Annotated in this window: 23 protein-coding genes; 14 read left to right on the top strand and 9 right to left on the bottom strand. The window is 67.2% G+C overall.

Annotation, left to right across the window (positions count from 1 at the left end; genetic code table 11):
- Positions 1-40 precede the first annotated feature (40 nt).
- The 3 genes from mmsB to BLR03_RS06375 form a co-directional block, all read right to left on the bottom strand.
- Positions 41-1309, bottom strand: a complete 1269-nt coding sequence (gene mmsB, locus BLR03_RS06385; RefSeq protein ID WP_091250916.1) for a multiple monosaccharide ABC transporter permease — start codon at positions 1307-1309, stop codon at positions 41-43.
- A 30-nt stretch (positions 1310-1339) separates the two neighbouring features.
- Complete coding sequence (gene mmsA, locus BLR03_RS06380) at positions 1340-2920, bottom strand: multiple monosaccharide ABC transporter ATP-binding protein (protein ID WP_091250914.1); 1581 nt, start codon at positions 2918-2920, stop codon at positions 1340-1342.
- A gap of 130 nt (positions 2921-3050) precedes the next feature.
- Positions 3051-4241: an ROK family transcriptional regulator gene (locus BLR03_RS06375; RefSeq protein WP_091250913.1), complete on the bottom strand. Its 1191-nt coding sequence runs from the start codon at positions 4239-4241 to the stop codon at positions 3051-3053.
- 245 nt (positions 4242-4486) lie between these two features.
- Here BLR03_RS06375 and BLR03_RS06370 point away from each other — a divergent pair, with 245 nt between their 5' ends.
- Complete coding sequence (locus BLR03_RS06370; protein WP_091250911.1) at positions 4487-5329, top strand: nitrilase-related carbon-nitrogen hydrolase; 843 nt, start codon at positions 4487-4489, stop codon at positions 5327-5329.
- Here the strand turns inward: BLR03_RS06370 and BLR03_RS06365 are convergent.
- A complete protein-coding gene (locus BLR03_RS06365) occupies positions 5308-7035 on the bottom strand; it encodes a PucR family transcriptional regulator (RefSeq protein ID WP_091250910.1) in 1728 nt (575 codons plus the stop codon). The genes BLR03_RS06370 and BLR03_RS06365 overlap by 22 nt on opposite strands.
- A 172-nt stretch (positions 7036-7207) precedes the next feature.
- Between BLR03_RS06365 and BLR03_RS06360 the strand changes: the two genes are divergently transcribed.
- Both BLR03_RS06360 and BLR03_RS06355 read left to right on the top strand, forming a co-directional pair.
- The gene (locus BLR03_RS06360; RefSeq protein WP_175460426.1) at positions 7208-8746 is read left to right on the top strand and encodes an amino acid permease; all 1539 of its coding nucleotides are present in this window, start codon (positions 7208-7210) and stop codon (positions 8744-8746) included.
- On the top strand, positions 8743-10452 hold the full coding sequence (locus tag BLR03_RS06355) for a flavin monoamine oxidase family protein (protein ID WP_175460425.1): 1710 nt from the start codon (positions 8743-8745) through the stop codon (positions 10450-10452). The genes BLR03_RS06360 and BLR03_RS06355 overlap by 4 nt, the downstream gene beginning before the upstream one ends.
- Before the next feature lie 26 nt (positions 10453-10478).
- Here the strand turns inward: BLR03_RS06355 and BLR03_RS06350 are convergent, their stop codons facing one another.
- The 3 genes from BLR03_RS06350 to purU all read right to left on the bottom strand — a co-directional run bounded on the left by BLR03_RS06350 (position 10479) and on the right by purU (position 12402).
- Entirely contained in the window at positions 10479-11000 is a 522-nt protein-coding gene (locus BLR03_RS06350) for a gamma carbonic anhydrase family protein (protein WP_091250907.1), read from the bottom strand.
- Positions 11001-11091: 91 nt separating this feature from the next.
- On the bottom strand, positions 11092-11520 hold the full coding sequence (locus tag BLR03_RS06345) for a class I SAM-dependent methyltransferase (protein WP_091250905.1): 429 nt from the start codon (positions 11518-11520) through the stop codon (positions 11092-11094).
- A 21-nt stretch (positions 11521-11541) separates the two neighbouring features.
- On the bottom strand, positions 11542-12402 hold the full coding sequence (purU, locus tag BLR03_RS06340; RefSeq protein WP_091250903.1) for a formyltetrahydrofolate deformylase: 861 nt from the start codon (positions 12400-12402) through the stop codon (positions 11542-11544).
- 313 nt (positions 12403-12715) lie between these two features.
- Here purU and glyA point away from each other — a divergent pair, with 313 nt between their 5' ends.
- From glyA to BLR03_RS06285, 11 genes are all read left to right on the top strand, one after another.
- Entirely contained in the window at positions 12716-14014 is a 1299-nt protein-coding gene (glyA, locus tag BLR03_RS06335; RefSeq protein WP_091250902.1) for a serine hydroxymethyltransferase, read from the top strand.
- A gap of 18 nt (positions 14015-14032) precedes the next feature.
- Complete coding sequence (locus BLR03_RS06330) at positions 14033-14941, top strand: bifunctional methylenetetrahydrofolate dehydrogenase/methenyltetrahydrofolate cyclohydrolase (protein ID WP_091250900.1); 909 nt, start codon at positions 14033-14035, stop codon at positions 14939-14941.
- A gap of 215 nt (positions 14942-15156) precedes the next feature.
- Positions 15157-16104 carry an ABC transporter ATP-binding protein gene (locus BLR03_RS06325; protein WP_091250898.1) on the top strand — a complete coding sequence of 316 codons (948 nt, stop codon included), beginning with the start codon at positions 15157-15159 and terminating at the stop codon, positions 16102-16104.
- The gene (locus BLR03_RS06320) at positions 16097-16948 is read left to right on the top strand and encodes an ABC transporter permease (protein ID WP_091250896.1); all 852 of its coding nucleotides are present in this window, start codon (positions 16097-16099) and stop codon (positions 16946-16948) included. The genes BLR03_RS06325 and BLR03_RS06320 overlap by 8 nt, the downstream gene beginning before the upstream one ends.
- The gene (locus BLR03_RS06315; RefSeq protein WP_091250895.1) at positions 16945-17793 is read left to right on the top strand and encodes an ABC transporter permease; all 849 of its coding nucleotides are present in this window, start codon (positions 16945-16947) and stop codon (positions 17791-17793) included. Before BLR03_RS06320 ends, BLR03_RS06315 begins: the two co-directional genes overlap by 4 nt.
- A 9-nt stretch (positions 17794-17802) precedes the next feature.
- A complete protein-coding gene (locus BLR03_RS06310; protein WP_091250893.1) occupies positions 17803-18159 on the top strand; it encodes a VOC family protein in 357 nt (118 codons plus the stop codon).
- Positions 18160-18303: 144 nt separating this feature from the next.
- On the top strand, positions 18304-18867 hold the full coding sequence (locus BLR03_RS06305; protein WP_091250891.1) for a hypothetical protein: 564 nt from the start codon (positions 18304-18306) through the stop codon (positions 18865-18867).
- A 10-nt stretch (positions 18868-18877) separates the two neighbouring features.
- A complete protein-coding gene (locus BLR03_RS06300) occupies positions 18878-19711 on the top strand; it encodes an exodeoxyribonuclease III (RefSeq protein WP_091251003.1) in 834 nt (277 codons plus the stop codon).
- Between the two features lie 17 nt (positions 19712-19728).
- Positions 19729-20835, top strand: coding sequence for a tryptophan--tRNA ligase (gene trpS / locus BLR03_RS06295; protein ID WP_091250889.1), 1107 nt, complete (start codon positions 19729-19731; stop codon positions 20833-20835).
- Between the two features lie 4 nt (positions 20836-20839).
- Positions 20840-21454 (top strand): 2'-5' RNA ligase family protein, encoded by a 615-nt coding sequence (locus tag BLR03_RS06290; protein ID WP_091250887.1) that lies wholly within the window; start codon positions 20840-20842, stop codon positions 21452-21454.
- 106 nt (positions 21455-21560) lie between these two features.
- Complete coding sequence (locus BLR03_RS06285; RefSeq protein ID WP_254788198.1) at positions 21561-22577, top strand: YihY/virulence factor BrkB family protein; 1017 nt, start codon at positions 21561-21563, stop codon at positions 22575-22577.
- Here the strand turns inward: BLR03_RS06285 and BLR03_RS06280 are convergent.
- Together BLR03_RS06280 and BLR03_RS06275 are read right to left on the bottom strand one after the other, a co-directional pair.
- Positions 22540-23304: an alpha/beta hydrolase family protein gene (locus BLR03_RS06280; RefSeq protein WP_091250881.1), complete on the bottom strand. Its 765-nt coding sequence runs from the start codon at positions 23302-23304 to the stop codon at positions 22540-22542. The two genes, BLR03_RS06285 and BLR03_RS06280, sit on opposite strands and share 38 nt — an antisense overlap.
- Before the next feature lie 97 nt (positions 23305-23401).
- Entirely contained in the window at positions 23402-24184 is a 783-nt protein-coding gene (locus BLR03_RS06275; protein ID WP_026537821.1) for a succinate dehydrogenase iron-sulfur subunit, read from the bottom strand.

Genomic DNA, 24184 nt, shown 5'->3' with positions numbered 1-24184 from the left:
TTGGTGGTGTGCGGAGAAATGTGGGAATCGGGGCAGCGGATCATATCCCCCGGGAGATGACCTCTTTGGTTTGGGTGGTCTCGTCGGCCTTGATCTCGCTGCTGCGGCCGAAGTTCTTCATCAGCATGCCGATGATCGACCTCTTGCCCTGCGACTTGTTGTAGACGTCGAACGCGACGGCGATCAGCAGGACCAGGCCCTTGATGATCTGGGTGAGGTCGGCGCCGACGCCCAGGAGCTGCAGGCCGTTGTTCAGCACGGCCATGACCAGGCCACCGATAATCGAGCCGATCACGGTACCCACGCCACCGGTGACCGCGGCGCCGCCGATGAAGACAGCCGCGATGGCGTCCAGTTCCCAGCCGACGCCGTCGAACGGGCCTGACGCGGTGGACCGGCCGACGAAGATCATGCCGGCGAGGCCGGCCAGCAAGGACATGTTCATCATGACCAGGAAGTTGACCTTCTTGGACTGGACGCCAGAGAGCTCGGCCGCGTGCCGGTTCCCGCCGACGGCGTAGATGTGGCGGCCAATCACGGTCTTGGAGGAGATGAAGCCGTAGATGAGGATCAGCACGGCGAGGATCAGGCCCGGGATCGGGAAGGAGGTGCCCGGCCGGCCGGTGGCGAAGAGGTAGGTGGCGTAGAGGATGGCGCCGCAGACCAGGACCAGCTTGAGAACGCTGACCCAGACTTCGGGGACCTCGGCGCCGAGCGCCTTGGCGTTGCGGCGGGAGCGGATCTCGCTGAAGATCACGAAGGCGACGCCGAGCAGGCCCAGGATCAGGGTGAGGTTGTTATACCCGGTTTTCGGGCCGATCTCGGGCAGGTAGCCGGAGCCGATGTACTGGAAATCCGTGGGGACCGGGATGGTGTTCGACTTGCCGACCAACTGGTTGGCGCCGCGGAAGATCAGCATGCCGGCCAGCGTCACGATGAACGCTGGAATGCCGACGTAGGCCACCCAGAATCCCTGCCAGGCTCCGATCAGGATGCCCAGCCCCAGCCCCATCAGGACGCCGATGTACCAGGGCAGTCCCCAGTCACGGATGAAGAGGGCCACGCAGACGCCCACGAAGGCGGCGACGGAACCGACCGAGAGGTCGATGTGCCCGGCGATAATGACCAGAACCATGCCGATGGCGAGGATCAGGATGTAGGAGTTGCCGTTGAAGAGGTTGATGACGTTGCCCGACGTGAGCGTGCGGCCCTCCGTGAAAATCTCGAAGAACACGATCAGCGCAACCAGGGCGAAGATCATGCCGAATTGGCGGGTGTTGCCGCCAAAGAGCTTCTTGAGCGCGTTCATTGTTTCAGTCCTTGTGTCCGGGGTGTTCGGCTAGTTCTGGATGGTCCCAGAGGGTGAGGCGGTCTTGCGGGCGGACGTCATGAGTTTCATGAGGCTTTCCTGGCTTGCTTCGTCCTTGTTCAGCACGCCGGTGATGGCACCTTCGAAAATCGTGTAGATCCGGTCCGAGAGGCCCAGCAGTTCGGGCAGTTCCGAGGAAATGACGATCACGGCCTTGCCCTGGTTGGCCAGGTTCTGGATGATGCCGTAGATCTCGTACTTGGCGCCGACGTCGATCCCGCGGGTGGGCTCGTCCAGGATCAGCACGTCCGGGTCGGTGAACATCCACTTGGCCAGCACGACTTTCTGCTGGTTGCCGCCGGAGAGCTTCGCGACGCCTTCCTCGACGGAGGGCGTCTTGGTCCGCAGCGACTTCCGGTACTCCTCGGCAACCATGTACTCCTTGTTGGTGTCCACCACGAAGTGCTTGCTGATCTTGCGCAGGTTCGCCGAGACCGTGGTGGCCTTGATGTCATCCAGCAGGTTCAGGCCCAGGGACTTGCGGTCCTCCGTGACGTAGCCCAGCCCGGCGTCAATCGCCTGGCGGACGTTCTTGAGCTGCAGTTCCTTGCCATCCTTATAGACATGGCCCGAGATGAAGCGGCCGTAGGAACGCCCGAACACGGACCGGGCCAGCTCGGTGCGTCCGGCGCCCATGAGGCCGGCGAACCCGACGATCTCGCCGCGGCGGACGAAGAAGCTGGAGTTCTTGCAGACCAGGCGGTCCTGGATCTGCGGGTGCCCGACGTTCCAGTTCTTCACCTCGAAGAGGACGTCGCCGATCTTCGGCTCGTGCTCCGGGAACCGGGATTCCAGGGTCCGGCCCACCATGCCCTTGATGATGCGGTCCTCGTCGACGCCGTCGGCCTTGACGTTCAGGGTCTCGATCGACTTGCCGTCGCGGATGATCGTGATCTCATCCGCGATCTGTTCGATCTCGTTGAGCTTGTGGGAAATGATGATCGAGGTGATGCCGCGGCCCTTCAGGCCGAGCATGAGGTCCAGCAGGTGCTGGGAGTCGGACTCGTTCAGCGCGGCCGTGGGCTCGTCCAGGATCAGGAGTTTGACCGACTTGTTCAGGGCCTTGGCGATCTCGACCAGCTGCTGCTTGCCGACGCCGATCTCCTTGATGGGGGTGTCCGGGTCTTCCCGCAGCCCCACCCGGGCCAGCAGTTCGATGGACCGCTTCCGGGCCTCGGTCCAGTCGATCACCCCGCGCTTGGTGGGCTCGTTGCCGAGGAAGATGTTCTCCATGATTGACAGTTCCGGGATCAGCGCGAGCTCCTGGTGGATGATCACGATCCCGGCGTGCTCGCTGGCGCGGATGTCCTTGAACTCCTGGACTTCGTTCTGGTAAACGATGTCCCCGGTGTAGGTGCCGTACGGGTAAACCCCGGACAGGACCTTCATCAGGGTGGACTTGCCCGCGCCGTTTTCACCGCAGATGGCGTGGATCTCGCCGGCCTTCACCCGCAGGCTCACATCGGCCAAAGCTTTAACGCCGGGGAATTCCTTGGTGATGGAACGCATCTCGAGGATTAGCGGATCACTGTGCGTGTTGAGGGACGTCATCTGCCCTTACGCCTCCAATGCATGACTTCGTTGTCCGCCCCTGCAAACCGCAGGGCCGTCTGATGGAAAAGTAAACTGGATCACAGGCCTTGTCGTCAAGTCTTTAACGCAACGGCCCGATAACGAATGGTTAGTTCCGCCGGATTCCGGCGTGCTGGAAGACCAATGCCGTGGCCCCGAGGGCCTCCGCCCGGTCGCCCAGGGATGACATCGTGAGGGTGGTGGTCTCCCCGATGACCGGTACGGCGTGGCGGATCAGGCCTCGCCGGATCGGGTCCAGGAGGAGCTCGCCGAGGCCTGCCAGCGGACCGCCCACCACAATGACTTCCGGGTTGATCAGGTTCGCCACGTTGCCCAGGGCGCGTCCGACGGCGAGACCGGCGTCGTCCACCACGCGGAGTGTCGCGGAGTCCCGTTCCAGGGCTTTCCGGACGATATCCCCGGGCGTGAGGGGCCGGTCCTCGCCGCGGCTCAGGAGTTCGATCATGGTGGTGGTGGAGGCGATGGTTTCCAGGCAGCCCCGGTTCCCGCAACGGCAGATCAGCCCGTGTTCGTGGATGGTGGCGTGGCCGATTTCGCCGGTGATCCCCACGTTGCCGTAGTACGGGGCGCCGTTGAGGATCAGCCCCGCGCCGATGCCCGAACCGATCTTGAGGAACATCAGGTTGCTGACGCCGCTGTGCGGCCCCCAGGTGACCTCGGACAGGGCGCCCAGATTGGCGTCGTTGTCCACGAAAACGGGCAGGTCAAGGGCTTCTTCGAGGCGTTTGAGGATGTTGATGCCCACCCATTCGGGCAGAATCGCGCCCTGCGCCACGGTGCCGGTGCGCCGGTCGATGGGGCCGGGAATTCCGACGCCGGCACCCACCAGAGCGCTGCGTTCCACGCCGCTGTTGGCGAGCAGCCGGTCAAGCACACCGACGGCGGCCTGGATGCCCTCCTCCGCGTGGTGGCCCAGGGGAAGCAGGACGGATTCCTCGGCGATCACGTGATAGCTGAGCGAGGCCAGAACCACGCGCAGGTGGCGCCGGCCGAAGTCGATCCCGACGGCGACGGCACCGTTGCTGTTGAGCCGGACGTTCAGGGCCCGTCGCCCGGAGCTGGTGATCGGCTCGGTCGAGGCCAGTCCGGCATCCTGCATGATCTTGACGATGTTGGAAACAGTCGCAGTGGAAAGGCCGGTCTGGCGGGCCAGTTCCGCCTGGGTGGAAGGACCGGCGAGGAGGCATTCGATGATCCGCTGCTGGTTCAGATGCCGGAGCGCGGACTGCGATCCCGGGTTCTTGGTTCGGCTCCTCGTTGAGCGCGTTGGTGAGGGCATGCTATGAAGCGTGACGCATCCGCGGCTTGTAGTCAAGAAGTTAACGCATTGATAACGGTGCCGCAGGATTCCGGCGGCGTGACCGGCCCTTAGCGCTTGCACGCTCTGCTGCCGGGACGTTCTGCCCTCCCTGCCGGACGGCCGGGCGGAAATGCACCAATGCAGGCTGTGTGGGCCGAAGCTACGCTGGGACAAGAGAGTCCGCAGCGGTCCTGCGGAGGTGCCCGGAAAATCTTGAGGTGGTAATGGTGCTGCTGGCCCTGATGCAGGCGAACTCCGCCGTGCTGGACATGACGGCGAACTTCGCCGCGGTGGATGACGCGGCGCGCACCGCGGCGGCCGCGGGGGCGCAGCTGCTGCTGACCCCCGAGCTCTTCCCCGTGGGCTACGCGCCGGGCCGGCTGCGCGCGGACTTCGACCCCGCCACGCTGCCTGCGCTCCGGGAGGCCCTGGCGGGGATCGCCCGGCGCAATAACATCGCCCTGGTCTACAGCCTGCCCGCCGTGACGCCGGCAGGAGAGTGGCACATCTCAGCGACTCTTGTGGACGAGTCAGGAGACGAACTGCTCAGCTACGGCAAAGTGCACCTGTTCGGCCCCGATGAGCGGGCGGCGTTCGCACCGGCCGCAGCGGCCCCCGGCGTCGTGGAGTTCCACGGGCTCAAAACGTCGCTGGTTATTTGCTACGACATCGAGTTTCCCGAGTCCGCACGGGCCGCCGCCGTGCGCGGCGCCGAACTGCTCCTGGTGCCGACGGCCCTCGCCGGCGGGTTCGACGCCGTGCCGAAGGTGCTGGTCCGGGCCCGGGCCCTGGAGAACCAGCTCACGGTCGCCTATGCCAACCACACCGGCCTGGAGGACAGCTATGACTTCCACGGCGGCAGCATCGTGGCGGGCCCGGACGGAGCCGTCCTGGCCGAGGCCGGCCCCGGGGCGGAACTGCTGTTTGCCGAGCTCGGTGAGGTTGTCAACGCCGCCGCAGGCCCGGTCGAAGGGGCCGGCAGCGCCGACAGGGCGGACGATCCGGAGGCCGCCGTGGCGTATCTGCGCGACCGCCGCCCGGACATCTACCGTTCCTGGGACGTCTGACTGGCGGGCGTCCGGCCACGGGTCTGGGCGGCGGGGGAGTCAGCAGCTGGCGCAACGACGTCGGACGTGGCCGGGACCGGTGAGCCGGCCGCGGCGCCGGGCAGCTCCAGGCCGCCCAGGTACTGGAGCGCGATCCACAGCTCCGCGCGGGCCTGGGCCTGATTGAGGTCAAGTCCCAGAAGATCGGTGATGATGCCGATCTGCCGGCGGACGCTGTTGCGGTGCAGGCCCGTGGCCTTTGCCGTAGCGTCCCAACTGCCGTTCTCGCCCAGCCAGGCCCGCAGGATGCCGAGCAGGCTGTCGCGGCGTTCCGGCTCAAGCGCGAGCACGGGTGCCAGCAGGCGCCGCGCCAGCAGGGCGCCGGCCTCGGCGCCCAGCAGGCCCGTCACGGACCACGTGACGTCGTCCTCCCGGGCGCTCCGGCGGCTCGTGAGCACGCGATTCCGCAGCGACGAGGCTCGCTGGTAGGCCTCCGCAAGACCGGCGAATTCGGTGCTGCTGCCGATCACCAGGCGCCACCCGAGCCGTTCCACCGCGGCGAGCAGGGCGTCGTCGACCTTCAGGCGCGTTATGGCGGCAAAGCCGTAGTCGGTGAGCTCCACCAGTTTGGTGTCGAACAGCCTGCGCCACTCGAGCAGCTCCCGGACCGGGCCCTCGCCCGTGCGGCGCGGCGCGTCCGCAGTCCTGCCGCTGCCGGTGTCGGTGTCCAGCCGGAGGCCCTGAACGACGCGCAGCTGACCGGACCGGGTGGAGGAAATGCTTTGTGCCAGCAGGTCCTTCAATCCGGTGACGTGCCGTGCCGTTCCTGACGCCACGCTTTCCGGATGCAGGAGCAGCGCCGTGGCCAGCTGGCTGGGGGCCAGGGAACCGCTGGTGCGCTGGCGGACCAGCAGTTCCAGCAGCCCGACGGCGGTGGCGACAACACTGTTCTGCGCCGGGGTCAGCGCCGCGTCCGTGCCGATGACGAGTGCGCCGAGGTTGGCGTCCCGGGTACTGCGCAGCGGATGCCCGAAGACCAGCGACGAGCCGGCGGCGTCGAACGAATCCATCTCCACCCGGGGACCGCTGCCGGCGAGCAGCCGGGTCAGCAGCGGCTGCAAGGCGGCTGAATCAACGCCCGGGGCGGCCGAGCCGCGGGCACGCACCCGGCCGTCCGTGCCGACCAGCACGGCCCAGACCGGGACGCGCTGCACGAGGGCGGCGAGCAGTTCATGTTCGGGGCGCGCAGACAGGACCGCCCGCATCAACTGCCGGTTGGTGTCCGCCAGTTGGCGGAAGGTCTTGGCGCTGTCCGATTCGAGGAGCCGGGAGAATTCGAGCCCCAGGGCGGCGAACGGGAGGTTCCCCGGGATGGACACCAGCGTCAGCTCCTGCCGCCGGCAGGCCTGGACCACGGTATCGGGCACGGCATCGAAGTAGGGTTCCAGGCCAAAGCCGAGGGCGCCGACCCGGGCCTCAACCAGCCGCCGCACATAAGCGTCCACCGCATCATCGCTGCCGCCGTCGCCTACGAACGGCAGGCCCGCGGTGAGCAGGAACTCGCCGTCGAGCAGGTAGGGGGTCGGATCGTCCAGCTCGCTCGGCTCAACCCAGCGCAGCCGCCCGTCTCCGTTGCCGCCGTCGTGCAGGACCTTCAGCGCCGGAAGCTGGCGCAGGAACTGCGCCAGGGTGACGAAGCCGAGCCGCTCCGAGTCCTCAGCAGCCACGGCCGCGGTTCCCGTTCTGGCCGCCCGGACGCCGGGCCCACGACCGGGTCGACAGTGCATTAAGTCTCATGACTGAAGACTATAGGTCATTTTGCACCCCTGTGAGAGGTGGCTCACAAGCCTAGGGTGGGTCAGGGGAAACCGACCACTACTGAAGATAAGGACGTCAACGATGACTGTGCCAACTCTGATCGGGGAACGCCCGCCGGCGGCCGCCGGCCGTCCCGGGCTCGCCGCCCAGCTCCTGCGCCGCAAGCCGATCGGGCAGCTCGTCAGCGAGGCCGAGACCGGGCACGGCGGCACGCGGCTGGTCCGCAGTTTCGGGGTACTGCAGCTGACCATGATCAGCGTCGGCGCCACGCTCGGCACCGGCATCCTGGTCATCCTGGGCGAATCCGTGCCGCTCGCCGGACCGGCCATCTGGATCTCCTTCGCCATCGCCGGATTCGCCGCCCTGCTCTCCGCCGTGTCCTACGCGGAGATGGCCGGCCTGGTGCCTGCCGCCGGGTCCAGCTACTCGTACACCTACGCGACGATGGGCGAGGGCATGGCCTGGATCTGCGGCTGGTGCCTGGTCCTGGAATACGCCGTCTCCGTGGCCGCCGTCGCGGTCGGTGCGGGCCAGTACGTCAACGAGGCCCTGGCGGTCTTCGGCCTGACGCTTCCGGACGCCATGTCGCAGCCGCCCGGAGCCGGCGGGGTGCTGAATGTGCCCGCAATCATCATTGTGGCGCTGGCCATGGCGCTGCTGGTCCGCGGGGCCAAGGAAAGCGCCTGGATCAACACCGCGATTGTCCTGGTCAAGGTCGGCATCCTGCTGTTCTTCTGCGCAGTGGCCTTCACCGCGTTCAATGGCGGACACTTTGAACCCCTCATGCCGATGGGCGCCGCCGGCGTCTCGGCCGCGGCCTCCCGGGTCTTCTTCTCCTACATCGGCTTCGACGCCGCCTCCACGGCCGGCGAGGAAGCCCGCAACCCCAAGCGCGACCTCCCGCGGGCCATCCTGCTCTCCATGCTGATCGTCACCAGCATCTACGTGCTCGTCTCCGTCGCCGCCATCGGCGCCCGACCCTGGGGCTGGTTCGACGGCACCGAAGCCGCCCTCGTGAAGATCCTCGAGGAAATCACCGGCCAGCCGTGGGTCGGCGTCGTGTTCGCCGTCGGTGCCGTGCTGGCCATCGCCAGCATCGTGCTGACCGTCCTCTACGGGCAGACCCGGATCCTGCTGTCCATGTCCCGCGACGGCCTCGTCCCCAAGGTCTTCGGCCGCGTCTCGCCCCGGACCGGCACGCCGGTTGCCGGAACCCTGATCGTGGGCACCGCCGTCGCGCTGACCGCCGGCCTCGTGCCGCTGGGCGCCCTCGCGGACGCCACCAGCATCGGCACCCTCTTCGCCTTCGCGCTGGTCAACGTGGCCGTCCTCTACCTGCGGCGCAACCGCCCGGAGCTCAAGCGCAGCTTCCGCGTCCCGCTCTTTCCGCTGACCCCGATTCTCGGCGCCCTCATGTGCGCCTACCTCATGGCCAACCTCGGCGCCGAGACCTGGGCGGTCTTCGGTGTCTGGATGCTCGTGGGCTTTGCCGCCTACTTCGGCTACGGCCGCAAGAACTCCAGGGTGGCGGCCCTGGGGCACGAGGAATACCGTGAACTATCAAGCCGCCAACCCGCCAACACCACCACAACCGAGGAACTGAAGGCAGAGATCTCATGACCACCGCCACCGAACTGCCGGCCCCCGCGCCGGCTACCACCCCGGCTTCCACCGCGGCCGAGGCGCCCATCACCATGCTGAACCCGGATTTTCCGTTCAGCTACGACCACTACCTGGCCCACCCGGACGGCCTGGGGTCAGTGCCGCCGGAACTGTACGGGACGGAGGTCGCCGTCGTCGGTGCCGGCCTGTCCGGGCTCGTGACCGCCTATGAGCTCATGAAGCTGGGCCTGCGGCCGGTGGTCTATGAGGCCGACAGGATCGGCGGCCGGCTGAGGACCGCCAGCTTCCCGTCCGCGCCGGGCATCGTGGCGGACCTCGGCGGCATGCGTTTCCCGGTCTCCGGCAAGGCGTTCTACCACTACGTGGACCTGCTCGGGCTGGACACCCAGGCGTTCCCCAATCCGCTGGCGCCGGCGACCTCCAGCACGGTGATCGAGCTCGCGGGCCAGAAGTACTACGCCGAGACCGCGGCGGACCTGCCCCCGTTCTTCCTGGAGGTAGCGGACGCGTGGAAGGCGGCCGTGAACGACGGCGCCCGGTTCGCCGAGATGCAGGAGGCCATCCGGGCCCGGGATACGGCCCGGATCAAGGAACTGTGGAACGCGCTGCTGCCGGAGCTGGATGAGCAGACGTTCTACGGTTTTATCGCCGGGAGCGACTCCTTCAAGCAGGCCGGCTTCGCCCACCGCGAGGCGTTCGGGCAGGTGGGGTTCGGCACCGGCGGCTGGGACACCGACTTCCCCAACTCCATTCTCGAAATCCTCCGGATCGTCTACACCGACGCCGATGACCAGCACCGGCTCATCGCCGGCGGCGCGCAGCGGCTCCCCGAGGCGCTGTGGGAGCACGCGCCCTCGGGCATGGCGCACTGGCCGGACGGCACCTCCCTGGCGTCGCTGCATGCGGGTGCCCCGCGCGGCGCCGTGGAGCGCATCGCCCGCGACGGCAGCGGCGATTTCCGGATCCGCGAACGCTGGGGACGCGAATCCGCCTACCCGGCGGTGGTGACCACATGCCAGTCCTGGCTGCTGTCGACGCGGATCCACACGGACGAAACCCTGTTTCCCGCCGAGCTGTGGACGGCGATCGAACGCTCGCACTACATGCAGTCCTCCAAGACCTTCGTCATGGTGGACCGGCCGTTCTGGAAGGACATCGATCCGGAGACCGGCCGCGAGGTCCTGTCCATGACGCTGACCGACCGGCTGAACCGGGCCACGTACCTGCTGGACAACGGCCCGGACCAGCCCGCCGTGATCCTGCTGTCCTACACATGGAACGACGACGCGCTGAAGTGGCTCTCACTCGACGCGGACCAGCGGGCGGAGCTCATGCTGCATTCGCTGGAGCAGATCTACCCGGGCGTCGACATCGCCAGCCACATCGTGGGACAGCCGATCACGGTCTCGTGGGAAGCCGACCCCAACTTCATGGGCGCCTTCAAGGCCAACCTGCCGGGGCACTACCGCTACCAGCAGCGGCTCTTCACCCACTTTAAGCAGGACGGCCTGCCCGCCGAACAGCGCGGGATCTTCCTCGCCGGCGACGACGTCTCCTTCACCGCCGGCTGGGCCGAGGGTGCCGTCACCACCGGCCTCAACGCGGTCTGGGGCGTGGTCAACCACCTCGGCGGCCGGACACCGAAGGGGAACCCGGGCCCGGGCGAGCTCCTGCCTGAGCTGGGTCCGATCGCCCTGGACTAAGGTGCTCGCCCTCGACTAAGCAGGGCTCAGGCGCTGTGGAGTTCGCGGTGCGCCCGTGCCAGCTCCTGGTAGTGCGCGGCATTGCGCTGGACGCCCGCGAACTCCTCGTCGCTGAGCTCGCGCCGGACTTTCGCGGGCACCCCGGCGACGAGCGAGCGCGGCGGGACGACCGTGCCCTCCAGCACCACGGCACCGGCAGCAACAAGCGAGCCGGTGCCGATCACGGCCCCGTTGAGGATGGTGGCGCTCATGCCGATCAGGCAGTCGTCCTCGACGGTGCAGCCGTGCACCACTGCGCTGTGGCCGACGCTGACCCGGGCCCCGACGGTGCAGGGGAACCCGGGATCGGCGTGCAGCACCACGTTGTCCTGCAGGTTGCTGCCGGCGCCCACGGTGATGGCGGCGGTGTCAGCGCGGACGGACACGCCGTAGAAGGCGCTCGAGTTCTCAGCCAGCGTGGCGTTGCCGATCACCGAGGCCGTGGGCGCGATGAAAGCGGAATGATGGACGGCCGGGGTCGTGCCGGCGAATGCGTAGAGGGGAGCCATGCCTCCAGCCTAGGACACCTCCCTTCCCAAGTGACTCGCAGCAGGGGCCGTTATGAGCGTCCAAAACGGCCTCTACTGCGAGTTAGTTGGGTCAGGCGGGGGAGCGGAGGACCGTAAACCCGCCCCCGTCGCCTGCGTCGCCTTCGCTGCGCGGGGCGGGGGACGGGAGGACGACGGCGATCGGCGCACCGGGTTCGGCCACCCGCCCGAGTTCGCGGACGACGTCGTCCCACTGATCCGGCGGCAGCCCCGCCAGGGCGTCCACCGCCCAGACCGAGGAGAACGCGGCGTCGGCGAACGGCAGCGATTCCGGGGCTGCCACGGACGCCTCCAGCCCGTGCGCCCGGGCGGCGTGGATATTTTCCTCGGACGGGTCGACGCCGGTGAAATGGATGCCGGACTGCACAAAGTGCAGCCCGTCGGTGCCCGTGCCGCAGTCGAGCCCCAGCACCGCGTGCCGCCCCTCTGACTTCAGCAGGGCCACGAATGATTCGAGCCGGTCCTTCCGGATGGATTCCATGGCTCTAGTCAAGGACCGGAATCAGTTAAAGACAACCGTCCGGTTGCCGTCGAGCAGGACGCGGTGCTCGGCGTGCCACTGCACGGCCTGGGCCAGGGTGCGGCCCTCCACGTCGCGGCCCATCTGGACGAACTGCTCGGCGGTGCGCCGGTGGTCCACGCGGATGACTTCCTGCTCGATGATCGGCCCCTCATCCAGGGCTGCCGTGACGTAGTGCGCCGTGGCCCCGATGAGTTTCACGCCGCGGGCGTGCGCCTGGTGGTAGGGCTTGGCACCCTTGAAAGAGGGCAGGAAGGAGTGGTGGATGTTGATCGCCTTGCCCGTGAGTTCGCTGCACAGCTCGTCGGAGATGATCTGCATGTACCGGGCCAGGACGGTGAGCTCAATGTCGTGCTCCTTCATCAGGAGACGAAGGGCGTCCTCGGCCTGGACCTTGGTGTCCGGCGTGACGGGGATGTAGTGGAACGGGATGCCGTAGAACTCTGCCAGGCCCTCAAGGTCCCGGTGGTTGGAGACGATGGCCGGAATGTCGATCGGCAGAGTGCCGGAGCGCTGCAGGAAGAGCAGATCGTTCAGGCAGTGGGCCGAGGTGCTGGCCATCAGCAGGGTTCGGACTTTCCGGCCGGCCGGGTTCAGGCTCCACTGCATGCCGAAAGCCTGCGCCACGGGCTCCAGCGCCGCCTGCAGCTCGGCCCGCTCGGCGGCCGTCGTTGCCTCCACCCGCATGAAGAAGGTGCCCGTGCCGTGGCTGCCGTACTGCTGGGAGTCCGTAATATTGCAGCCCGCCACGAGGAGGGCTCCGGCGACGGCGTGCACGATGCCGGGCCGGTCAGGGCAGGACAGAGTCAGGATGTAGGAAGCAGTCAGGTTCTCGTCAGTCACGAAGAACAGCCTACCTGCGCTTCAGGGGCAGTTTTGTAAGCGTTTTGGTAGTGTTAACCCGTCGCAACTGGCGTTGGATGGCTAACCATCAGGGAGCGGCACTCACGAAGACCACGGATCGTACGCCTGGGCCGAGGGTCATGTCTTACCGGTCGGCAGCTTCACCGCTGCCGGGCCGTTGCCGGCGCCCGCGCAGGGTGCCAATCGCCGACGTCGCGTCCCGCTGTCCAGGGGTCCGTCATCAAGGGGCGGTGCAACGGGCCAGCCGGTAGCCTGACCATTAGCCGTACCCGTTGCCTACCAGGAGTTCCTCGTGACTACTACTACCGCCACCTCAGCCGCCGTGAGCAACCAGCCGCTGGCCGAACTCGACCCGGAAATCGCCGCCGTTCTGGCCCAGGAACTGGGCCGCCAGCGCGGCACCCTGGAAATGATCGCTTCCGAGAACTTCGCCCCGCGCGCCGTGATGGAAGCTCAGGGTTCCGTCCTGACCAACAAGTACGCCGAGGGCTACCCCGGACGCCGCTACTACGGCGGCTGTGAATACGTCGACGTCGCGGAGCAGCTGGCGATCGACCGCGTCAAGGAGCTCTTCGGAGCCGAATACGCCAACGTCCAGCCGCACTCGGGTGCGCAGGCCAACGCCGCCGCGCTCGCCGCCATGATCACCCCCGGTGACAAGATCCTGGGCCTCTCCCTGGCCCACGGCGGTCACCTCACCCACGGCATGAAGCTGAACTTCTCCGGCAAGCTCTATGAGGTTGCCGCCTACCAGGTTGAGGAAGACAACTTCCGGATCGACATGGACAAGCTGCGCGAGCAGGCCATCGCCGAAAAGCCCCAGGTCATCATCGCCGGCTGGTCCGCCTACCCGCGGCACCTTGATTTCGCCGCGTTCCGCTCGATCGCGGACGAGGTTGGCGCCCTGCTCTGGACCGATATGGCGCACTTCGCCGGCCTCGTGGCCGCCGGGCTGCACCCGAGCCCGGTCCCGCACTCGGACGTCGTCACCTCCACCGTGCACAAGACCCTCGCCGGCCCGCGCTCCGGCGTCATCCTGGCCAAGCAGGAATGGGCCAAGAAGCTCAACTCCGCCGTGTTCCCCGGCCAGCAGGGCGGCCCGCTCATGCACGTGATCGCCGCGAAGGCAGTGGCCTTCAAGATCGCCGGTACCGAGGAATTCAAGGAACGCCAGGAGCGGGTCCTCGAAGGCGCCAAAATCATCGCCGAACGCCTCGGCCAGGCCGACGTCGCCGACGCCGGCGTCTCGGTCCTGACCGGCGGCACCGACGTGCACCTGGTCCTGGTGGACCTGCGCAACTCCCAGCTCGACGGTCAGCAGGCCGAGGACCTCCTGCACTCCGTGGGCATCACCGTCAACCGCAACGCTGTGCCGTTCGACCCCCGCCCGCCGATGGTCACCTCCGGCCTGCGCATCGGCACCCCGGCCCTGGCCACCCGCGGCTTCGGCGCCGAGGAATTCACCGAGGTCGCCGACATCATCGCCACGGCGCTGAAGTCCGGCGCGGCCACGGATATCGAGGCCCTGCAGGCCCGCGTGGACAAGCTCGCCGCCGATTTCCCGCTGTACCCGCAGCACGAGCAGTGGTAATCAATGACTTCTGCAAAAATGGCTGAAACCGCCCAGATCCTTGACGGCAAGGCTACCGCCGCTGCCATCAAGGCTGAGCTCAAAGAACGCGTGGCCGCACTCAAGGCCATGGGCGTCACCCCCGGACTGGGCACCATCCTGGTCGGCTCCGATCCCGGCAGCACCTGGTATGTCGGCGGCAAGCACAAGGACTGCGCCGAGGTGGGCATCACGTCCATCCGCCGCGACCTGCCCGAGGAAACCACGCAGGATGAACTCCTGGCCGTGGTCCGCGAGCTCAACGAGAACCCGGAGTGCACCGGTTACATCGTCCAGCTGCCGCTGCCCAAGCACATCGACCAGGACGTCATCCTGGAGGCCATGGACCCTGAGAAGGACGCTGACGGCCTGCACCCGATGAACCTGGGCCGGCTCGTGGCCAACGTCAGCGGACCCATGAAGTCCCCGCTGCCGTGCACGCCCAAGGGCTGCGTGGAACTGCTGACCCGGCACGGCATCAGCCTCAACGGCAAGCGCGTCCTCGTGGTGGGCCGCGGCGTCACCATCGGCCGCCCGGTGGGACTCCTGCTGACCCGCAAGGACGTCAACGCCACGGTCATCCTGGCCCACACGGGCACGGTGGACCTGCCGGCCGAACTCCGCCAGGCCGACGTCGTGATTGCCGCCGCCGGCCAGCCGCACATGATCAAGGCCGGGGACCTTAAGCCCGGGGCGATCGTGCTCGACGTCGGCGTCAGCCGCGTGGACGACGGCGCCGGCAAGGCCGTGGTCACGGGAGACGTTGACCCCGCCGCGGCCGACGTCGCCGCCTGGCTCTCGCCGAACCCGGGGGGAGTGGGGCCCATGACCCGTGCCATGCTCCTGGCCAACGTGGTGGAAACGGCCGAGCGCCAATTGGCGTCGAAAAGCCACGCCGGGCTCGCCTAGGAATCCGAGCTGATGACAGGGCACCTGCTTCCCGCGAAGCAGGTGCCCTGTGGCTTTAAGAGCGGGGGCTTCAAGCGGGCGGAACGCCGCACCTGCCCGCCGGGACGCATAACAGAACGAATACGTCAGGAGTTTTTACGAAAAGACTCTTTCATACTTTGCGGGGATCCACTACCGTGGTGCGGGTGTCCGAACTTGTCTCGAAAGAATCCCCAGTGAGCAGCCCCTCTGACGCCGCTCCGCAGTACGTCATCACCGCCGAAAACCTCACCAAACGCTACGGCGACGTCACCGCCGTCGACGGCATCTCATTCCGCGTCCCCGCCGGGGAAGCCTTCGGCCTGCTGGGCCCCAACGGCGCCGGGAAGTCCACCACGATGAAGATGATCGGCGGGGTCTCCCAGCGCACCTCCGGCAGCCTGAGCATCATGGGCCTGGACCCCGAGCAGCACGGCCCGGAAGTCCGCGCCCACCTGGGCGTCGTCCCGCAACAGGACAACCTGGACGAGGAATTGAAAGTCCGGGACAACCTGCTGGTCTACGGCCGCTACTTCGGCCTTCCCATGAGCTACCTCAGGCGCAAAGCCGACGAGCTGCTCGAATTCGCCCAGCTCACGGACAAGGCCAACGCCAAGGTGGACGCCCTGTCCGGCGGCATGAAGCGGCGCCTGACCATCGCCCGCTCCCTCATCAACGAACCCCGGATCCTGCTGCTGGACGAGCCGACCACGGGCCTGGATCCGCAGGCGCGGCACATCCTCTGGGACCGGCTGTTCCGGCTCAAGGAACAGGGCGTCACCCTGATCCTCACCACCCACTACATGGATGAGGCCGAGCAGCTGTGCGACCGCCTGATCGTGGTGGACAAGGGCAAGATCATGGCCGAAGGCTCTCCGGCCACCCTGATCCGCGACTACTCCACGCGGGAGGTGCTCGAACTGCGCTTCGGCTCGGACCGCAACGCAAGCGTCGGCGCTGAGCTCGAAGGCATCGGCGAACGCCTGGAGACCCTGCCGGACCGGGTGCTCATCTACGCCCACGACGGCGAGGCCGCCCTGGAGCAGGTCACCGCACGGGGACTGCGGCCGGTCACCTCACTGGTCCGCCGCTCCTCGCTGGAAGATGTCTTCCTGCGCCTGACCGGCAGGAGCCTCGTTGACTAAGCCAACGACGACGGCGACCCCCGCCCTCCGCGCCCACTCGCCGGAGGTCTCGGCCGCCCGCGCCCGCCGCTGGGGCGCCTTCTACTACGCCGAACAGGTCCTGCGTGTCATGAAGGGCTACGGCTGGACCATCGTCATGTACGGCGTGGGGCAGCCGGTGGCTTATCTGTTCGCGATGGGCGTCGGCCTGGCCACACTGGTCGAGGCCAACGGCGCCGGCGCCTTCGGCGGCGTCAGCTACCTGACGTTCATCGCGCCCGCCCTGCTGATCTCGTCCGCCGTCATGACGGCCGCCAACGAGTTCACCTTTCCGGTGATGGACGGCTTCAAGTGGCGGCGCGTCTACTACGGCCCGCACGCTTCGCCGCTGACGCCGGAGCAGATCGCCGGCGGCCAGGTCATCGCCGTCACCGTCCGCTTCCTGCTGCAGTCGGCCCTCTACTTCGCGGTCGTCGCCCTGTTCGGGGCCGCACCGGGCACCTGGGCCTGGGTGTCCATCCTCATCGCCACGCTCGCCGGCCTGTCCTTCGGGCTGCCGCTTATGTCCTACGCGGCGACGATCCAGCATGACAAAGGCCGGTTCGCCATGGTCATGCGGTTCATCGTCATGCCGCTGTTCCTGTTCTCCGGCACGTTCTTCCCGCTGGACACGCTTCCGCTCGGTGTCCGCTGGATCGGCTGGATCTCGCCGATCTGGCACGGCACCGAACTTAGCCGCGTGGTCAGCTACGGCTACGAGGAAGAGCCGTGGCTCACGATCGTCCACCTGGTCTTCCTGCTGGGCCTCGCGGCCGCCGGCTGGGTCCTGTCCAAGCGCCAGTTCGCCAAAAGGATGGCCTCATGAGCGTTCTTACCGGAAGTTTCAATGCGGGGGACCACAGCGTCACGGACGCCGCACGCCGCCGGCGTTTCGGGCCCATGTACTCCCGCAACGTCCGCGCCGTCGTCGCCCGCGGGCTCATGGCCACCAAGAGCAGCAACTGGATGGTCATGGTCTCCGGGTTCTTCGAACCCGTGCTGTACCTGATCTCCATGGGTGTGGGCCTGGGCGCAATCGTGGGGTCCGTCCAGGGCCCGGGCGGGCAGGAGATCAGCTACGCCGCGTACATCGCGCCGGCACTGCTGGCCGTGTCCGCCATGAACGGCGCCGTCTATGACTCCACCTGGAACGTCTTCTTCAAGATGAACTTCGCCAAGCTGTACCAGGGCATGCTCTACACCTCGCTGGGGCCGCTGGATGTCGCCATGGGGGAGATCTTCCTGGCCCTCCTGCGCGGGTTCATGTACGCCACCGGCTTCACCGCCGTGATGGGCGTCATGGGCCTCATCACCACGCCATGGGCCATCCTCATGATCCCCGCCTCGGTGCTGATTGCCTTCGGCTTCGCGAGCTTCGGCATGGGGGTCACGAGCTTCATGAAGACCTTCCAACAGATGGACTGGATCAATTTCGTGATGCTGCCGATGTTCCTGTTCAGCGCCACGTTCTACCCGCTCAGCGTCTACCCGCAGTCCATCCAGTGGCTCATCCAGGCCATGCCGCTGTGGCACGGCGTGGAACTGCTGCGTCAGATCAGCGTGGGCGTGTTTACCCCGGCCACCGCCGTGCACGTCGGCTACTACCTCGTCATGATCGCCCTCGGCGTCACGCTCACCACGGGCCGCCTGCGCCGGCTGTTCCTCACCTAAGGAGATCCCATGATCGGACAATGGCACGCACTCGTCATCGACTGCGAGAACCCGGACACGCTCGCAGGCTTCTACCAGGAGCTGCTGGGCATGATCCGGGTGCAGGAGGACCCGGACTGGATTTCGATCGGCGACGCCGCCGACCGTCCAGCCCTCGCCTTCCAGCGCGTGGACAAACTGGTCCGGCCGCAGTGGCCCGACGCCGAGCACCCGCAGCAGATGCACGTGGATGTGAAAGTCGCCGACCTCGACGCCGGCGAGGCCGAAGTCCTCCGGCTCGGCGCCGCGCGCCTGACAGGCGGCGGGGAATCCTTCCGGGTCTACACCGATCCCAGCGGCCACCCGTTCTGCCTGGTTCTTTCCTGAACTGCCTGGCCTGGGCCGTGTGGCCTCAGCCGCGCCGTGCGGGGTGCCTCTCCGGGGCCGCCGAGCCTCTCTCCGCGGCGGGGGCGGCGTTCGCCCGGGGTGGAAGCGCGGCGGGCGGCCTGCCCCGTTTGCGATAATAGGCTCATGCAATCTCTGGGAAGCTCCGCGTCCTCGTCCACCACGGCCACGGGCCGGTTCTCCACGTTCCGCATCAGCGGGCCTGGGATGCTGGTCTTCATCATCGCGTTCACGGTCGCCGTGATCTTCGCGGCCAACCAGAACGACGTCGTGGGCTGGCTCGTGGCGATCATCGCCGGCGCCTGGCTGGCGCTGGCCTCGTTCGTGGTGTTCAGCATCCAGCGGGCCGCCAAGCGGGCCGCGGCCCGGCTCGACGAAGCCCAGAACGCCTTCAACGCCGCCACCGGGCGGGCGCCGACGGCCAGCAGCGTGGACCATGGCGGCACCCGCGTGGTCAGTGAAGGCCTCCCTGCGGAAAGCGTGCGGGACATGAAGCTTGACCACTCCTTCAAGATCGTCCAGGTTCAGGTGCGCGTCGTCGAACAGGAGCGTGCCAAGGGCGAGGCCGCAGACCAGGACACGATCCGCCGGGCCCTGGAGACCATCGAGATCACCGCGACCAACGCGCGGGACATGATCAAATCCTCGGCCGGCGGCGACGAACCCGTCAGCGGAACCATCATCGACTAGAGTGGATCGGGTGAGCTCGGCATTGAAGAAGGACCACCTTCGCATCGCATCAGTCAACGTCAACGGCCTGCGTGCCGCCTATAAGAAGGGCATGGCGGAGTGGCTTGAACCGCGCGAGGTGGACATTCTGTGCCTCCAGGAGGTCCGCGCGCCCGATGCGATCGTCCAGGAACTGCTCGGCGAGGGCTGGTTCATCCTGCACGCCGAGGCCGAGGCCAAAGGCCGGGCCGGCGTCGCCATCGCTTCGCGCGAAGAGCCGCTTGCCACCCGCGTGGGCATCGGGGATGACTACTTTGCCACCACCGGGCGCTGGGTTGAAGCCGACTACACCATCCGCAACGCGGAGGGGGAGGCATCGCAGCTGACCGTCGTGAGCGCCTACGTGCACTCGGGCGAGGCCGGCACGCCCAAGCAGGATGACAAGTACCGTTTCCTGGACGTCATGATCAAGCGGCTGCCCGAACTCACCAAGCACAGCGACCATGCCCTCGTCGTGGGTGACCTCAACGTCGGCCACACGGAGCTGGACATCAAGAACTGGAAGGGCAACGTCAAACGTGCCGGCTTCCTGCCGGAGGAGAGGGCGTATTTTGACCGCTTCTTCGGCGAGGAAATCGGCTGGAAGGATGTTCACAGGGGCCTGGCGGGTAACGTCGACGGCCCCTACACTTGGTGGTCGCAACGGGGCCAGGCCTTCGACAACGACACCGGCTGGCGCATCGACTACCACATGGCCACGCCCGCTCTCGCTGCTGCCGCAGTGTCAGCCGTTGTTGACCGGGCATCGTCCTGGGACACACGCTTCTCCGACCACGCCCCGCTGGTAGTGGACTACCGGCTCTAGTTTTAAGGCTTCCACGAATGACCTCTACTTCCACCGTGACCGACGCCGGCGTCGCTCCTGAACCTGAGACAGCCGCCGGCAAAGCCGCTCCGGCGACCACCCGTGCCCGTCACCGCATCCTCTCGGGCATGCAGCCCTCCGCGGACTCCCTGCACCTGGGCAACTACCTCGGCGCCCTCGTGAACTGGGTCCGGATGCAGGACGAGTACGACGCCGTCTTCTTCATTCCCGACCTCCATGCGATCACTGTTCCGCAGGATCCCGCCGAGCTGGCCCACCGCACCCGGGTCACGGCCGCGCAGTACATTGCCGGCGGCGTGGACGTGGACAAGTGCACTCTCTTCGTCCAGTCCCAGGTGCCGGAGCACGCCCAGCTGGCGTGGGTCCTGAACTGCATCACGGGTTTCGGCGAGGCGTCCCGGATGACCCAGTTCAAGGACAAGGCCGTCAAGCAGGGCTCAGACCAGGCCAGCGTCGGCCTGTTCACCTACCCCATCCTGCAGGCGGCGGACATCCTGCTGTACCAGCCGCACGGTGTCCCCGTGGGCGAGGACCAGCGCCAGCACGTCGAACTGAGCCGTGACCTCGCCCAGCGGTTCAACACCCGCTTCGGCCAGACGTTCACGGTGCCGCAGCCCTTCATCCAGAAGGAATCCGCGAAGATCTACGATCTGCAGCACCCCACCGCCAAGATGTCCAAGTCGGCGGAGTCGCCTGCCGGCCTGATCAACCTGCTCGACGATCCCAAGATCACCGCCAAACGGATCAAGTCGGCCGTGACGGACGCCGAGACCGAAATCCGGTTCGACCGCGAGACCAAGCCGGGCGTGTCCAACCTCCTGACCATCTACTCTGCGATCACCGGGCAGTCCGTTGACGCCCTCGTCGGCGCCTACGAGGGCAAGATGTACGGCCACCTCAAGGTGGACCTCGCCGAGGTGGTGACCGAACACCTGACGCCGATCCGGAACCGCGCCAATGAGCTGCTGGACGATCCCGCCGAGCTGGACCGGCTGCTGGCCCTCGGCGCGGACAAGGCCCGCGAGATCGCCTCGGTCACCCTGCGCGACGTCTACTCCAAGGTGGGTTTCCTGCCGTACGCCGGCGCCCACGGAGTCCGCTAGGTCAATGTCCTCCGTCAGCAAAGTCACCGCGAAAGCCGCCACGTCAAACGGGCAGGCACGCAGCGAAGGCATTAGCATCGGCGTGATCCTGAGATTCCCGGCGGACATCGCCGAGGAGCTTCAGCGCTGGCGGGCGTCCTTCGGGGACCCGATGGCCGCCGTCGTCCCGGCCCACATCACGCTGGTCACCACCACCATGACGCAGGACTGGGACGCGACCTGCGCCCATGTCCGGGACGTGGCCCGCCGGCAGGAGCCGTTCACGGTGACCATCGCGGGGACCGGGTCTTTCCGCCCGGTGTCCCCGGTGGTCTTCCTGAACGTGGAGGACGGCTTCGGCGAATGCGTGAACCTGCACCGTCAGCTGCAGTCCGGTCCCCTGGAACGGGAGCTGCCCTTCGACTACCACCCGCACGTTACCGTGGCCCACGACGTCGCCCCGGAAAGCCTCGATGAGGCCGAAACGGTCCTGAAGAATTACTCGGCCACGTTCCCGGTGGCTAGCATGGGACTTTACGAGCACGATGACAACGGCATCTGGCAGCTACGGGAAGAGCTTGACTTTGGGAGCAAACCTGACGACGACAGAGGCCAGGACGGCACCGCAAGCGCCCGCTAAGCCGCCGCTTCCCACTGACCTGGCCGGGCTGAAGCTGGAAGTGATCCGGAAAAGGGTCGAGTGGGGCCGGGTACGACGCTCCGGCGGCGGATGGATTGCTTCACTCATGGCGATGGTGGCATGGCTGCTGGCCAAGGTCAACGCGCTGCTGCCCGTGCGGGTGTACACGCACTACCTCCGCCAGCGCGGCCCGTTGTTGAGTGCCGGCATCGGGTTCAGGATGTTCTTCTCCGTCACGGGTCTGTTGGCCACCGGATTGTCCATTGCCGGCCTCGTCCTCAGCGGACATCCGGCCCTGCTGGACACGATCATCAGGAGCGTGGACGCCGCCGCGCCCGGCCTGTTGCAGGTCGACGGGAGCGCGGGGCTGGTTGATCCCTATCAGCTGCTGAACCCCGCCAGCCTCGGCTGGGCCGCCGGGATTGCCGCCATCGTCACGGTATTCACCTCCCTGGGCTGGATCAGCGGCATCCGCGACGGTGTGCGGGGCATGATGCGGCTCGGCCCGCTGATGATGAATCCGATCCTGCAGATACTCAAGGACGTCGGCACGCTGCTCCTGATGGGCGTGGCCCTGGTGGTCAGCTCGGCAGTCTCCCTGATCTTCGGCACGGCGGCTGGCTGGGTGGCCCAGCAGCTGGGCCTCGACCCGGTGGTGGCCGGGCCCTTGACGACGTCCATCACGATCCTCGTGCCGCTGCTGCTCGGCTGGGGCACCGCCCTGATCATGTACCGGGTGGCCGCGGGGCTGAAACCGGGCCGCCGCTCACTGCTCGAGGGGACCACCCTCGCCGCCGTAGGCGCCACCGTGCTGCAGATCTTCAGCACCCAGCTGCTGGCCAGTGCCGGCAAGAACCCTATTCTGGCGCCCTTCGCCATCATCATCGGCCTGCTGATCTGGTTCAACCTGGTCAGCCAGGTTTACGTGATCTGCGCCGCGTGGGTGGCGATCCGGGAGGAAGACGTTAAGTCGCAGCCCGTCTCGACGACCACCGGGTGGGGCGCCCGGCGCGTCCAGCCGGGCAAAACACCGGTGGAGTCGCCGATCGAGCCGCGGGCACGCCGCAGGGCACTGCCCGCCGCGTTCAGGCGTCGAGGTACTGGTCGGCCCACGCCGAAATAATCTTCGCGGCACGCGCCGCCTGCCCCTTACCCGTCAGGAGGTGGTCGCTGCCCTCCAGCGAGACGAAGCTGCGCGGGTGGCGTGCCGTCCGGAAGATGGTACTAGCGTTTTCGATCCCCACCGTGTTGTCGGTGGGGGAGTGCAGCACCATGAGCGGCTTGTGCAGCTGCCGGATGCAGTCCGTCAGGTCCGCGTTTTCCAGATCCTCGACGAAGTGACGCCGGATCTCCACACGCTTGCCGCCAAGGTCCACCTCGGCACTTCCCTCCTCCAAGATCCGGTCCAGCGCCGCGTCAAAGACGTGAGCCACGTGCTTGGGCGAGAACGGGGCGCCCACCGTGGCAACGGCCTTGAGCTCCGGAATCTGCCGGGCCGCGGACAGGACGGCAGCGCCGCCGAACGAATGTCCCACCAGCAGCGACACCCGCCGGCCTGAGTCCCGCATGAACTCGGCGGCCGTGACGGTGTCGGCCACCTTGTGGCTGAACGAGCCCTCGGACCACATCCCCGCGGACTCGCCGAGCCCCAAGTTGTCGAACCGGAGCATGCCCACGCCGTTGTCCGCCAGGGCCTTGCACATCCGCGACGCCGAGGGGCTGTCCTTGCCGAGGGTGAAGCCGTGCGAGAACACGCCCCAGCCCTTCACCGGGCCGTCGGGCAGGTCCACGACGCCGGAGAGCAGCTCACCGGTGGAACCCTGGAACGAGACTTTTTCTGAACGGGACATGGTGTCCCCTTTCGTGTGGGCGAGAAGACGACGACGGCGCCCCCACCCATAAGGTGAGAGGCGCCGTCGTCTATTTCTCTTGGTTCTGGAGGAGTCGCTAGACCTTGCGGGACAGGATGGCCTGCTTGACCTCGGCGATGGCCTGGGTGACCTGGATGCCGCGCGGGCACGCTTCGGTGCAGTTGAAGGTCGTGCGGCAGCGCCACACGCCTTCCTTGTCGTTGAGGATCTCCAGGCGCATGTCGCCGGCGTCATCGCGGGAATCGAAGATGAAGCGGTGTGCGTTGACGATGGCCGCCGGGCCGAAGTACTGGCCGTCGGTCCAGAAAACCGGGCAGGACGAGGTGCACGCGGCGCACAGGATGCACTTGGTGGTGTCGTCGAACCGCTCGCGGTCCTCGGCGGACTGCAGGCGTTCCTTGGTGGGCTCGTGGCCGCGGTTGATCAGGAAGGGCATGACTTCGCGGAAGGACTGGAAGAAGGGCTCCATGTCCACGATCAGGTCCTTCTCCACCGGCAGGCCCTTGATCGGCTCGACCGTGATGGGCTTGGACGTGTCCAGGTCCTTCAGCAGGGTCTTGCAGGCGAGGCGGTTGCGGCCGTTGATGCGCATGGCATCGGAGCCGCAGACGCCGTGGGCGCAGGAGCGGCGGAAGGAGACGCTGCCGTCCATCTCCCACTTGATCTTGTGCAGGGCGTCCAGCACGCGGTCCGTGCCGTACATGGTGACCTTGAAGTCGTCCCACGTGGCGTCTTCGGAGACCTCGGGGTTGTAGCGGCGCACGCGCAGCGTGACGTCGAAGGACGGGATTTCCCCGCCCCCGCCGACGCCGGCGGGCAGTTCGATCTTGGATGCTGGCTCAGCGAGTTCAGCGCTCAT

It is taken from the genome of Arthrobacter sp. ok909 (assembly GCF_900104405.1).
Taxonomy (GTDB): domain Bacteria; phylum Actinomycetota; class Actinomycetes; order Actinomycetales; family Micrococcaceae; genus Arthrobacter; species Arthrobacter humicola.
This window is presented reverse-complemented; position numbering and strand designations above follow the sequence as displayed.